Origin of the sequence: Buchnera aphidicola (Macrosiphoniella sanborni) (genome assembly GCF_005080885.1) — a bacterium.
In the GTDB taxonomy this organism is placed as follows: Bacteria; Pseudomonadota; Gammaproteobacteria; order Enterobacterales; family Enterobacteriaceae; genus Buchnera; species Buchnera aphidicola_AU.
In genome coordinates, this window is the sequence record NZ_CP034864.1 from 129,009 (window position 1) to 143,308 (window position 14,300).

General features: G+C 20.7%; 11 protein-coding genes. 7 read left to right on the forward strand and 4 right to left on the reverse strand.

The window, feature by feature from the left end; translation table 11 throughout:
* Positions 1-2: 2 nt before the first annotated feature.
* The 3 genes from pheT (at position 3) to yajC (ending at position 5,072) form a co-directional block, all read left to right on the forward strand.
* Positions 3-2,405, forward strand: coding sequence for a phenylalanine--tRNA ligase subunit beta (pheT, locus tag D9V74_RS00605; RefSeq protein WP_158362322.1), 2,403 nt, complete (start codon positions 3-5; stop codon positions 2,403-2,405).
* Between the two features lie 4 nt (positions 2,406-2,409).
* Complete coding sequence (locus tag D9V74_RS00610; RefSeq protein WP_158362324.1) at positions 2,410-2,709, forward strand: integration host factor subunit alpha; 300 nt, start codon at positions 2,410-2,412, stop codon at positions 2,707-2,709.
* A gap of 2,033 nt (positions 2,710-4,742) precedes the next feature.
* The gene (gene yajC / locus D9V74_RS00615; protein ID WP_158362326.1) at positions 4,743-5,072 is read left to right on the forward strand and encodes a preprotein translocase subunit YajC; all 330 of its coding nucleotides are present in this window, start codon (positions 4,743-4,745) and stop codon (positions 5,070-5,072) included.
* Between the two features lie 21 nt (positions 5,073-5,093).
* On the opposite strand, the gene glyS is transcribed toward yajC, so the two are convergent.
* Both glyS and glyQ read right to left on the reverse strand, forming a co-directional pair.
* Positions 5,094-7,166: a glycine--tRNA ligase subunit beta gene (gene glyS / locus D9V74_RS00620; protein WP_158362328.1), complete on the reverse strand. Its 2,073-nt coding sequence runs from the start codon at positions 7,164-7,166 to the stop codon at positions 5,094-5,096.
* Positions 7,166-8,080 carry a glycine--tRNA ligase subunit alpha gene (gene glyQ / locus D9V74_RS00625; RefSeq protein WP_158362330.1) on the reverse strand — a complete coding sequence of 305 codons (915 nt, stop codon included), beginning with the start codon at positions 8,078-8,080 and terminating at the stop codon, positions 7,166-7,168. The genes glyS and glyQ overlap by 1 nt, the downstream gene beginning before the upstream one ends.
* A 550-nt stretch (positions 8,081-8,630) precedes the next feature.
* On the opposite strand from glyQ, the gene nfo reads away from it, so the two are divergent.
* Both nfo and rplY read left to right on the forward strand, forming a co-directional pair.
* Positions 8,631-9,476 carry a deoxyribonuclease IV gene (nfo, locus tag D9V74_RS00630; RefSeq protein ID WP_158362332.1) on the forward strand — a complete coding sequence of 282 codons (846 nt, stop codon included), beginning with the start codon at positions 8,631-8,633 and terminating at the stop codon, positions 9,474-9,476.
* A 28-nt stretch (positions 9,477-9,504) separates the two neighbouring features.
* On the forward strand, positions 9,505-9,789 hold the full coding sequence (gene rplY, locus D9V74_RS00635) for a 50S ribosomal protein L25 (RefSeq protein ID WP_158362333.1): 285 nt from the start codon (positions 9,505-9,507) through the stop codon (positions 9,787-9,789).
* A 40-nt stretch (positions 9,790-9,829) separates the two neighbouring features.
* Here the strand turns inward: rplY and D9V74_RS00640 are convergent, their stop codons facing one another.
* The gene (locus tag D9V74_RS00640) at positions 9,830-10,597 is read right to left on the reverse strand and encodes a DedA family protein (protein WP_158362334.1); all 768 of its coding nucleotides are present in this window, start codon (positions 10,595-10,597) and stop codon (positions 9,830-9,832) included.
* Between the two features lie 1,501 nt (positions 10,598-12,098).
* Here D9V74_RS00640 and rsmA point away from each other — a divergent pair.
* Both rsmA and apaH read left to right on the forward strand, forming a co-directional pair.
* Complete coding sequence (gene rsmA / locus D9V74_RS00645) at positions 12,099-12,950, forward strand: 16S rRNA (adenine(1518)-N(6)/adenine(1519)-N(6))-dimethyltransferase RsmA (protein WP_158362335.1); 852 nt, start codon at positions 12,099-12,101, stop codon at positions 12,948-12,950.
* Positions 12,947-13,765: a bis(5'-nucleosyl)-tetraphosphatase (symmetrical) ApaH gene (gene apaH, locus D9V74_RS00650; RefSeq protein WP_158362336.1), complete on the forward strand. Its 819-nt coding sequence runs from the start codon at positions 12,947-12,949 to the stop codon at positions 13,763-13,765. The genes rsmA and apaH overlap by 4 nt, the downstream gene beginning before the upstream one ends.
* A gap of 12 nt (positions 13,766-13,777) precedes the next feature.
* Here the strand turns inward: apaH and folA are convergent, their stop codons facing one another.
* On the reverse strand, positions 13,778-14,284 hold the full coding sequence (folA, locus tag D9V74_RS00655; protein ID WP_158362337.1) for a type 3 dihydrofolate reductase: 507 nt from the start codon (positions 14,282-14,284) through the stop codon (positions 13,778-13,780).
* Positions 14,285-14,300: the final 16 nt, after the last annotated feature.

The following is a 14,300-nucleotide window of genomic DNA, read 5'->3' on the forward strand; positions in this document are numbered from 1 at the left end:
AAATGAAATTCAGTGAAAAATGGCTGCGTGAATGGATTGATGTTAAAATTGATAGTAATATATTGTATGAACAAATTGCTAATTCTGGTATTGAAGTAGAATATATCAAAAATTTTAAAACACAATTTTCTGGTGTTATTGTTGGGAAAATTGTCGAATGCATATCTCACAGTTTATCAAATGAGCTTAAAAATGATCTGAAAATAGTAAAAGTAGATATAGGAAAAAAAAAGTTATTAAATATTGTATGTAGAGCATGGAATTGTCGTAATGGAATTAAAGTTGCAGTAGCTACTATTGGTGCTATTTTAAAAGATAAAATTATTGATACAAAAACAATTCAAGGGGAATTATCTGAAGGAATGTTATGTTCTTTTTTTGAATTAGGAGTATTTTTAAAAAATAATACAATTATTGAATTTTCTCAAGATATACCGATAGGTATAAATGTTAATGATTATCTGAGATTAGAAGATAATATCATTAAAACTTCTATTACTGCAAATCGTCCGGATGGATTGAGTATTTTAGGAATATCACGTAATATAGCAGCTATGAATAATTTTAAAAAATTATTTTTAGAAAATATATCAACATCTATTCATTTTCATAAAAAAATTAATATTGATATTCAAGCTAAACAGCAATGTTCAAATTTTTTAGGAAGAATAATAAATAATATTAATGTAAACGTCGATACTCCTTTATGGATGAAAAAAAAATTGTTTTTTTCTGATATGTTGTCTGAAAATATTATTATTAATATTATTAATTATGTATTAATTGAGATTGGCCAACCTTTAAATATATTCAATACAGATAATATAGATGATTTAATTATTGTTCGCATGGCAGAAAATCAAGAATATCTTTTTTTAAAAGATAATATAAAAATAGAATTAAATAAAAATATATTAGTTTTTTCTAATAAAAATGAAATATTGTCACTCCCCGGTAATATTAATTCTATTTTTTCTGAGATCAGTAAAAATACTAAAAATATCTTTCTAAGTTCGTGTTTGATAAATAAAGAATCAATATTAGATATTTTAAAGAAAATTGATTCTAATACAATGTTAGAATATTACCATTATGGTATTGATTCTTCACTTCAAAATTATGCTATTGAATATGCTACACAATTAATTTTAAAAATTTGTGGCGGTGAAGCTGGTGTAATTACTCATAAAAACAATAATTTATTTACACATAAAAATAATAGCATAAGAGTATATTATAAAACGTTACAGAAAATAATAGGAATATCTATTAAAGATATTACAGTTTCTAAAATTTTGTATAATCTTGATTATAAAATAAATACTTATAAAAAATATTGGGATGTAATTCCTCCTAGTTGGCGTTTTGATATATTAATTGAAGAAGATGTAATTAATGATGTAATACGAATATATGGATATCATAATATTTTTTTAAATCCATTGAAAGAACATATAAATTTTCATAAAAAAGATAAATCAAGTGATTATTTTTTGAAAAAATCTGCTAAATTATTGATTAATCGAGGATATTATGAGGTTATAAATTATAGTTTTATTAATCCTAAAATAGAAAATTTAATTTTTAAAAATAAAGAAAATATTTTAATATCTAATCCTATTTCACAAGATATGTCATGTATGCGTTCATCTTTATGGCCTGGTTTGCTAAAAAATGTTTCTTATAATAAAAATCGTCAGCAACAAAGTATTCGTATTTTTGAAAGAGGATTGTGTTTTTCAATTAATAAAAAAGAAAATCTTAGTATTAAGCAAGAAATTTTTTTAGCAGCTTTAATTAGTGGAAATCATCTTAAAGAAAGTTGGTTTATTACAACAAGAAAAGCAGATTTTTATGATTTAAAAGGTGATTTAGAACTAATATTAGATGAAATATGTGAATTAGATGATATAGAATTTAGACGTGAAAAAATATTTGGTTTACATCCAGAACAATCTGCATCTATATATTTTCAAGATGATTTAGTTGGAAAAATTGGTGCTATTGATCCAAGATTAGAAAAAAAATTAAATGTGAATAGTTCTACATTTTTATTTGAAATATCATTAAAACATTTTTCTCAAATAAAAAAATTGAAATTTCAGGAGATTTCTAAATTTCCTACAATACGAAGAGATATTGCAATAATAATATCAGAAGATACTGCAGTACATGATGTGATTAAAACATGCAAAAATTTTTTTATAACTACTACTCAGATAGTAGAAATTAATTTATTTGATATATATTCTTATCAAGCATCATCTAATATGAAAAAAAGCTTGGGTATTAGTTTTATTTTTCAAAATAATCAAAGAACTTTAAAAGATAATGAAATTAATTTAATGATAAACAATTGTATAGAAGTATTAGAAGAAAAATTTCAAGTGATTTTAAGGAAATAAAGTTATGGTTCTTACAAAAGCCGAAATTTCAGAAAATTTATTTGAAAAATTAAAGTTAACGAAACGAGATTCTAAAATAGTTGTAGAGTCTTTCTTTGAAGAAATTAGAATAGCTTTAGAACAAGGAGAAGAAGTAAAATTATCTGGTTTTGGAAATTTTCAAATTAAAAATAAAAAAGCTCGTCCTGGTAGAAATCCTAAAACAGGAGAAGATTTTCTTATAACAGAAAGACGAGTAGTTACTTTTAAAGCAGGTCAAAAATTAAAAGAGAAAATTGATAATTATTTAATAAAAAAAATATAAATTTGAAATTTTTGAAAATTCAAAAGAAATAAAATATATAACTTTTTGAGTTTTTTAATTTTTTAGAAAAATTATTCATATTTTAATATAATTTTTTATCTTTAAATAAAATATTATTTTAGTTATAATAAGCAAAATATATTAAGATAATAAAATTATAAGCATTTTTAAAATAATTAGTAACATTAACACTGATAATTTAATTAGTTTACAAAAATGAGAAGATTTTTTTAAATTTTGAAATATAAAGATTATAGTAATATAATTAATATTTTATTAGTAAGAATATAAAATATTAGTAATCATTAAATATTTTATAATAGTTTTTTTATTGACCATTCAAGATTCTGAAATATATTAGTAGAATTCTCTTACTATCTATTTATAAAAAAAAGAAATCAATTAGAAATAAATTGATATAACTGCGTATAAAACATTAATTTTATTGCAGGATTTAGTATGAGAGTATATTTCCATTTCTCTGAATTACATAATACAGATAAAATAAGAATCAATATGCATGATCTTAAATTTCTTCGTAATAAAAAAGATAAATTTGGATTTCTTAGAGCAATTTATATAAAAATTGTATTATGTAGTCTAAAAATATAAGAATTTTTGAACTGATAATAAACATATATAAAATTAAAAATACATTTGATTTATTATTTTTTTTTATAAGAGGATGTATTGTATGATTTAAAAATTTATATTGTTTATTTACTTCTATAAAATAAAATAATAAATTTATTTAGTCATATTTATAAATTAACATAATAGTCTTTTAGAGATATTCATTACTAATTTTTTTTAAATTAATTATAATAAAATTCATAGTTCTTTTTTAAGTGATAATCATATACTTCATATTTTACTTATATAAAGAAATTATAAAAAATATTTTTACAGATATTTATTAAGATTTCAGAGACACATGAATTTTAGACTATTACATAAAATAGTAATTTAAGATTTAATATTGTTAATTTTCGAAAGAAATAGTATAAATTATTTGTGTTATATTAATTAAAATTTATAGTGCTATTAAAATAATCAGTATAGATACAATACAAAAAACAGGTAGTAAAATTATATCAGTTGATGCACTGTAGTTTTATTTTTAAGACCTGATCAAGAATAATCATTAAATTGTATTGATACATTAAATAATTTTATGAATTGGTCAGGTCTTATATTCTAATTGATTCAAGAAGATTTAGAATTTATAGTTTCCTTTCTAAGTGATGTAAAGTAAATAATGATAGGATATTATTGAAGTATTATACAAATAGAAATTTTTTTTTAAATTCTCAAATATCTGTAAATATTGCATCATATTTAAGTTTTTATATCATAATAATATTTGATACATGTATCAAGAATTCTCTTGATTGGAGTAAAATAAAAAAATTAAGAGAAAAATTCTTAGAATAAACTAAAAAAGTTATTTTTATTTCATTTGTTATAAAAGTAAAAATTTGTTATTTAGTACTATTGATTAAGGTATTTATTCTAATTTATGTAATATTTCTCTTAAACTTAAAGAATTAATAAAAATACGTTTTAATAGATCTGCATGAGATAGTGTTTTGTTAGAGTATTAAAAGATATAATATGTAAGTTGTGAGAAAATTTTGATCCTCGAATACTACTAAAAAATAAATAAAATTATTTAGTAACGAGATTAAAAAATTTAGAAGATTTATAAGAAAGAGTTGATTATTATATATTATTCTAAAAATAAATATTTTTTATGATAAACAGTATTATAAAATTAAAAAATATAAAAAAGATTTATCTTTTTGAAAAAGATTTGCAATTTTTATGTTTTTAAAAATTATATTCGTTCTGTGATATTTAGATTCTGATCATAAAATATTAAAAATTCATTTAAATAAAATTAATAATTTATATTATTATCTAAAATTAATATTAAATATAAGATATTCAAAAAGATTATACTTTCAATTAATTTAAATTATATTTTTATAGATATAAAAATAATTTTATATATAAATATAAAGAGGAATAAAATGAGTGTTTTTATTCATGATGCTAATGCTTTTGTTACTGAATCATCTGGAAACAGTAATTCTTTAATATTTATGATTGTTATATTTTTGTTAATTTTTTATTTTATGTTGTTTCGTCCTCAACAAAAAAAAGATAAAGAACATAAAATTTTTATGAATTCTCTTGTAAAGGGTGATGAAGTTATAACAACTAGTGGTTTTTTAGGACGTATTAATAAAGTTACGAAAAATGGATATATTTTTCTTCAATTAAATGATACTACTGAAGTTTTGATTAAAAAAGATTTTATTGCATCATCACTACCAAAAGGTACATTAAAAATATTGTGATTCTTCATATTATGAAAATATTTAATATAAATGAGAAAAGTTTGTTATTTTAAAAAAAATTTTTTTTAAATAGTTTAATAATAGTAATCGATTTAAACATATATGAGCATCAGAGTGATATATTTTAACTTTTTCAAAAAAATTATATATAGGTTTTTCAAAATCTTTAATTTTAAACAAAATATCTTTGTATTTTTTTTCTAAAAATAGAGTTTTTGTATGATTATTAAAATCATGTATCTTATTGAATAAGATAATTTCTTCTTCTTGTTTCATTAGTTTGATATTTATGTTACCTGAAAGTATTTTTTTTTCTTTTTCTAAAATATTTATTATTCTTTTAATAAACAATATTATTGTTTCTAAATATTTTGATTTTTGAAAAAAAGTTATTGCTTTTATTCTTGCATGAATGTCTATAGGTTGTGTTAATTCATATGATAATACTGATTTAATAATATTTACGCTATATCCTAGTTCTTGATACCAGTAAAATAATCTAGATATAAAAAATGTAAATATTTGATCAGATAAATCTGAATGATTAATATATTTATTATCATATAACAAAAGACTTTGAGAAATTAATTTTTTTAAATCTAAAGGTATATTTTTTTCTATAATAATACGTAGTATTCCAATAGCTAAACGTCTTAATGCAAATGGATCTTTATTTGAACTGGGAATATTACCTATATGAAACATTCCTGATAAAGTATCCATTTTGTCAGAGATAGATAATGCACAACCTATAGAACTTTTTGGAAGTTTATCACCTGAAAAACATGGTAGATATTGTTCTTCAAGAGCTAAAGCAATATCCTTTTTTTCTTGATTTTCTAAAGCATAATACATACCTATAGTACCTTGTAAGTCAGGAAATTCACATACAATATTTGTTACAAGATCACATTTTGATAACATCGCTGCTCTCATTGCATCTTCTATATTACTAAAATTATACTGAGAAATCCATTTTATGAGATATTTAAGACGAAATGTTTTGTCATATAACGAACCAAGATCGTTTTGAAATAAAACTTGCTTTAACGAAATAAGATGATTTTCTAACGAGGTTTTTCGATCATTATTAAGAAAAAAATTAATATCTGCAAGTCTAGCATGCATAACTTTTTCATTTCCTGTAATAATTTTTTTGGGTTTAGCAGGATTAATATTCGAGACAAAAATAAAATATGATAGAATATTTTGTTTAGAATTATATAAAGGAATGCATTTTTGTTGTTTTTCTATAACATATTCAAGTATTTTAGGAGGTATTTTAAGAAATTTCTTTTTAAAAGTAGCTAAAAATGCTGTAGGTGATTCTACTAAAGAAGTTATTTCATCGATCAAAATATTATTAGTTTTTATAAAACTATTAACTTTTTTTGCATTTTCTTCAATTTTTTTTATAATTATTTGTTTTCGGATTGTATATTCAGCGATAATATTATTTTCTGTAAAAAGAATAGTAGGATAATCTTTAGCATTATTAATTACTATTGTTTTTTCTTTAAAAGCGATATGATTATGCAGAATTCTTTGAGAATTAATATTAAATATTTTTCCTAAGATAATCTTATTATCTAATAACATAACAATATTACGAATAGGTCGAAAAAATTTCTGATTACTTATTTCCCATCTCATTGGTTTAATTAAAAAAATTTTTTTAAGTGCTGATTCAGTTATTTTAGGTATTAAAAGTTCTATTTTTTCTTGTTTTTGTTTTTTTTTATATAACAACCATTCTCCTTTATTAGTTTTTAAACGTGTAGTTTCTTGTATATTAATTTTGCAATGTTTCAACCAATGAATTGCTGATTTAGTTAAATATCCATTTTGATCATAAGCATTTATTACAGATGGACCTTTTTTTTGTATTTCAATAAATTTTTCTTGTGTATTAATATCTTGAATTTTTAATGCAAGTCTTCTTGGAGTAGAAAAATATGCAATTTTTTTATATGTAATGTTAAGCATGTTAAGTTCTTTAACAAAATTGTTATAAAAATTAAAGCATATTTGATCAATTAATCTAGCAGGTAATTCTTCAGTACCAATTTCAATTAATAATGTTTGTTTTTTCATTATTTTTCTCTTTTATTACTGCATAATGGAAAGCCTAATTTTTCTCTTTTATATAAGTATATTTTTGCAATTTGAGTGGTTAATTTGCGAATGCGTAAAATATAATTTTGTCTTTCATTAGAAGAGATCACATTTCTTGCATCTAATAAATTAAAAATATGATTAGCTTGTAATATTTGTTCATATGATACTAATAATAGTGGTTTTTTTAAATTAATTAATTTTTTTGCTTCAGATAAATATTTTTCAAAAACATTAAATAAAAAATTAATATCAGAAAACTGAAAATTATATTCTGAGTGTTCTATTTCATTATCTTGGAAAAGATCTCCATAAGTTATTTTCTGATCTTTATGTTTATTCCAAATTAGATCATATACATTAGATTTATTTTGCATATGCATAGCAATCCTTTCTAAACCATATGTAATTTCAACAGTTACAGGATTACATTCTATTCCACCTACTTGTTGAAAATACGTGAATTGAGTAATTTCCATTCCATTCAACCAGACTTCCCAACCGATTCCCCATGCACCTAATGTAGGATTTTCCCAGTTATCTTCTACAAAACGTATATCATTTTTTTTTTCATTAATGTTTAATAGATTTAACGAATTTAAATAAATATTTTGAATATTATCTAAAGGAGGTTTAATAATTACTTGAAATTGATAATAATATTGTAATCGATTAGGATTTTCTCCATACCTTCCATCTGTAGGTCTACGACAAGCTTGAATATATGCTGCATTAATTGGTTCTGGTCCAATTGTACCGAGAAAAGTTGCTTTATGAAATGTTCCAGCTCCAATTGGAAGATCTAATGGTTGAAAAATAGTACATCCTTGTTTTAACCAGTATTTTTGCAATGTTTCAATTAAATTATAAAAATTATTATGATTATGTTTCATTTTATATCCATAAATAGAAAAAATCTTTATTTTTTATTATAATATTTAATGCACATGTTATGTGTTTATGGTTAATAAAGATGAATAAATATAAATATTTAAAAATATATTTTAATAGAATTACTTTAAAGAAATTTTATATAAAAGATAATTCTTATATGTTATTTTAAAGAGAAAATAATGATATTTTTTTAAAAAAAGATAATTATTAATTTGCGAAAATTATATTTTTGATTTTAACAAAAAAATTTTAAAATATTAATAGTTATGTAAATACATTTTAATCATATTGTAAAATGAATAAGAAAATAATAAAATTTAATATATAATAAATTTTTATAGAAATATATTTAATTATATTATTAAAATTAAAATATTAAATTTAATACTAAATGAATTCTGATTGATTAAAATTAATTTTATCAGTATTATATTTTTATATTTTAATTTAAATGAAAATACACATTTATTCATAATTATATCTTTTTAATAATTTAAATATATAATTATTTTTATATACTAAAATATTATTGTTAAAAAAAGGAAAATAATGAACTATATCGGCGCACATATTAGTTCTGCTGGTGGTTTAGAAAAAACAATTTTACGTGCTTTTCAAATTAACGCAACAGCTTTTTCTTTTTTTACTAAAAATCAACTTCAATGGTTTTCTCCACCATTAATTCAAGAAAAAATTGATGCTTTTAAAAATTTATGTATAAAATATCAATTTACATCTAAACAGATTTTACCTCATAGTAGTTATTTGATGAATTTAGGTCATCCGATTAATGAAAAATTAAAAAAATCTCAAGATCTTTTTCTAAATGAAATGATGCGTTGTAATCAACTAGGTTTAATGTTTTTAAATTTTCATCCAGGCAGTCATTTAAATCAAATTACTGAAATTAACTGCTTATCAAGAATTTCTGATTCTATTAATATTGTATTAGAAAAAACTCAAAATGTTATAGCAGTTTTAGAAAATACTGCAGGACAAGGAACAAATGTAGGATATTGTTTTGAACATTTAGCAGAGATTATTAAAAATGTTGAAAATAAATCTAGAATAGGAGTATGTATTGATACATGTCATTTATTTGCATCAGGATATGATTTACGAACTAAAGAAGATTGTAAAAATACTTTTAAAAAGTTTAATGATATAATAGGATTGAAATATTTAAAAGGCATGCATTTAAATGATTCTAAAAAACCATTTAATAGTCGTATTGATCGCCATGAAAGTTTAGGTTTAGGAGAAATAGGAAAATTAGTTTTTACTTGGATTATGAACAATAAGAATTTTCATAATATTCCAATGATTTTAGAAACTATTAATCCTAAAATATGGAAAGAGGAAATCTCTTGGTTAAGATCGCAAAAATATAATTAAAACAATAATAATATAATAGAGGTTTAATATGTTAAAGCTTCAAGCTGAACAAAGAAAAGAGAAAGGTACAAGTTTTAGTAGAAAATTAAGAATTAATAACAAATTCCCTGGAATTTTATATGGAATTAATAAAAATAGTATTTTACTAATATTAGATCATAATTCTGTTTTTAATTTACAAAAAAAATCAGAGTTTTATCAAGAAAATCTTTTGTTATTAATTGATAATGAAACATATACAGTAAAAGTTCATAATATTCAAAGACATGTATTTAAATCAAAATTATTACATATTGATTTTATATATGCTTAATTAAATATATATTAAAATTTTTTTATTTAAAAAAATTAAATCATGATCCTAATAATATAGTAAAAAAGATCTTTCTGAAAATTAACATTGTAGGATGAAATTGTATAGCGATTAAACCTATAATCCCAGATATTATTGCAAATAATGCTAAAAATCCGATTTTATTCTTGTTGAAAAAAGAAGAATTTCTTTTATTAATTTTTCTTATTTTCCACCATTTTGATAATAGCCATATTCCAATCCATATTAGTATTGCAATAGTCAGCAAAAACCATTTAAAATAATTATTTTCTGAATTTTGTGGTATATTAATAGTAATTCCTGTTACTATACCAGGAAAAAAATATATCGGAGGCCAAAGTATACATCCAATAATACTTGGTAAAAAAAATTTATTTAATGATAATTTAAGCATACCACACATCATTGGCATTAATGGTCTGGTTGGTCCGATAAATCTTCCAAGAATAATAGCAATTATACTATGTTTGTGTAATACAGATTTAATTTTTTTAACTAATATTTGATTATTTTTTAAAAAATAGAAGTTGGTAAGACAGTTCTTAAAATATAATCCAATATAGTATGAAATCCAATCTCCAAGTAGACAACCAATTGTCCCAGCGATCCAAGCAGGATAAAATAATAATCTTCCATCACCTATGAATGTACCTAATGTAGTCATTAAAATGATACCAGGTAGTAACAGTCCTACTAGAGCAAGAGATTCTAAAAAAGAAACTATACCAACTAATAGAAGAGAATATGTTAAAGATTGTGTTATAAAAAATTCTATCCAAGATTCCATAAATGCTCATTATTTTATTTTTTTATATTATAAAGAAAATTTCATAAAAAGATTTTATACTTTATATTTTTTTTAAAGTAACCTCAAGAAGAATATTATAATTTATTTATTTTGTAAAAAAATATAAATATTTTTTGTATAAAAAGCAATAAAACATAATCATTATTAAATTTTTATTAGGACAAAATAAAAATTAAATTATTTATTTTTATAATTTTTTATATTTTTGCTAGTTTTTTTAATGTTTGGAAAAAAATATCTAGTATATAATATTCTGGTTCTTGTGAATAATCATAGTTATATTTAATGGTAATGTGCATAAAGTCATATCAGTTTTAAAAAAAAGATGATAAAAATATTAAATTCTCTTTTACAAAATATGCTTTACAAGAACAAGTTATTCATAATTAATTATAGATTCTTTAATATTATAGGAATCTTAAAGAATTAGAGAATAAATATTAAAGTTCATAAAAGACGAATTGATATTATAATAAAAAATATTTTTCTAAAAAATATTAGTATAAAAGAGTTTAAAAAACAAAATTTTTTTATATAATACAAAACCAAAACATCATCATTACAAACATTATTATAACATTATTTAAAATTAAAATAATAGAAGATTAAGAACTTTACAAACTTGTTAAAATTTCAGAAAAAAAAGTTAATATTTTTTTAAATAAATTAATTCAAGAACATAAAAATTTCAAAAAATAAATTTAAGTTATATCTTTTTACTTATTACTTATTTTAAAGAGTGATGATAATAAAAAAATTAATTAAATTCAAAAAATAGAAAATTACATAGTTACTCAAAATAATCATGATTTCGAAAAATTATTTCGTGACTTTACAAAAGAATAGCATATTTTTTAGTAAAAAAATGTTCTGGATTTGATATATATAATTAATTTTTTAAAACATTAAAAATTATTAAATCAAAAGAAATATTAGGGTTAATTTTAAGGGATAAAAGATATTATATTAAAAATTAATAATATTAGTAGTGATTAAAAGAATATTATAAATGAATTTTATCTACGATATTTTTTATAAAAATATCTATATTTTTTTGAAAGATTTTGAACTAAAAAAATATTTTTAATATATTTAACAATATTAAAAACATATAGTTTTAATCATGTTGTAGAATATTTTCTCGTAATTCTTATTTCTTTTGTAAAAAAGATAATTTAGGTTATATATAAATAAAATTGTTTAATATTAATTTTAAAAAGATACTACATATATTTAAATAGTAATAATTTTAGTAAATCTATAAAATTTGATTTTGGATAGTATATATTTAAATTTTTAGATATATGTCGAATTAATCATTTTTTGATTTTAAAAAAGAAGTAAGTCTATAATATTTTATTAACTGAAAAAATATTAGAAAAAAGATGGTTAGAAGATTTAAAAAGAAAATTTTATATAAAATTATAAGATAATTATAATACATTCACATAACTTTTATTTATATATTTATTTTAAATTTATGACACAAAAAAAATATAAAAATATATTTCCTATTAAAAAATTCGGACAAAATTTTCTCATAAATCAAAAAATTGTACAAAGTATTATTACAATTATTAATCCCAAGAAAAAACAAATATTATTAGAAATTGGTCCGGGTTTAGGTGCATTAACAAAGCCAATATGTAGATTTTTAGAAAAATTAATTGTTATTGAAATAGATCCTAATATATTATTTTTTTTAAAAAAAGAGTTGTTTTATCCTAAATTAATAGTTTTTTGCCAAGATGCCTTAAAATTTGATTATAAATATATATTTAATCAAAACAATAAATTAATTCGTATTTTTGGAAATTTGCCATATAATATTTCTACACTTTTAATAACACATTTATTTCAAAATATTAATATTATTCAAGATATGAATTTTATGCTGCAAAGAGAAGTTGCTGAAAGATTGGTTGCTGTACCAGGAAATAAAAACTATTGTCGTTTAAGTATTATAGCTCAATATTATTGTAATATTAAAATATTATTATATATTCAACCTGAAAATTTTTATCCTATTCCTAAAGTCCATTCTGTGTTTGTTAACTTAACTCCTCATATTCATTCTCCTTATTTTGTTTATGATATTAATTTATTAAGTAGTATTACAAAAAATGCTTTCCAAAATAGAAGAAAAATATTACGTCACAGTTTAAAAATATTTTTTTCTGAAAAAGATTTAGTGCAATTAGAAATTAATCCTAATTTAAGAGCTGAAAATATTTCTATTATTAAATATTGTCAATTAGCTAATAATTTATATAAAAAAATAAAATATTCTTCAAAAACTAATTTTGATTATAGTAAGGACAGTAAAATATGAGTACATATTTTTTAAGTGATATTCACGGTTGTTATAAAGAATTGAAAATTCTTTTAAAAAAAGTATGTTTTAATCATGAAAAAGATAATTTATGGGTTGCGGGTGATTTAGTATCAAGAGGACCAGATTCTCTTAAAGTATTAAGATATCTTTATTCATTACGAAATAAAGTTCAGATTGTTTTGGGTAACCATGATATAAATTTGATTGCAGTACATGCTGGTGTAAAAAAAAATAAAAAAGAAAATTATTTTGATGAATTTCTTTCTGCATCAGATCGATTTGAATTAATCAATTGGCTACGTTGTCAATCTCTTTTAAAAATTGATAAAAAAAGAAATATTATTATGTCTCATGCCGGAATTAGTCCTCAATGGAATATCAGTATGGCTAAAATATATACATCAGCTTTTGAAAAATGTTTATCACAAGATAATTATGTTGATTTTTTAAAAAGAATATATGCTCATAATATAGATTTTTGGAGTTCACATTTAAATCAATTAGATCAATTACGATATACTTTTAATGCATGTACACGAATGAGATACTGTTATCCTGATAGTCGGTTAAATATGTTATATAAGACATCTCCAAAGCTTGTTCCATTTCCTTTACAGCCATGGTTTTTAATTCCATCTCAAATCCCAAAAATTTATTCTATTTTTTTTGGACATTGGTCTTCTCTAAAAGGAACGCATATTCCTAAACCTTTTTTTTCTTTAGATGGAGGATGTTGTTGGGGAGAAGAATTAATGATATTTCGATGGGAAGATAAAAAATGGTTTTTTCAGTCTTTTATTCATAATGATTAATTATAATTAATATTATCTTGATAAAATTTCAAAAGAATAATTATATAAATTACATTTGCTTGTCAAGTTATTTTGTTTAAATAATACTTTCCATGATGGATATAATTTATATTCAGGAAAATAAGAATCTCCAATAATTTCGATATCTATATGAGTTAAATATAATTTGTTAGCGTAAAATAACATTTTCTTATATATCTGAGCTCCACCAATCACCATAATTTCTTGATGATATTTTTTAGACATATTTACATTAGATATTGCATTAGATATTGCCTGAGTTATTGAATTGCACCAAATAATATCTGTGTGTTCAATTTTATTTTTACTAATAACTATATTTCTACGATCTGGCAAAGGTTTTAAAATAGATTCCCAAGTCATACGGCCCATAATTATATTTTTGTATATTGTTTTCTTTTTAAACCATTTTAAATCTTCAGGAATATACCAAGGTATTTTATTTTGATATCCAATAATTAAATTTTTAGATATAGCAGCAATTAAACTAATATTCATATAAATACTAAAACCT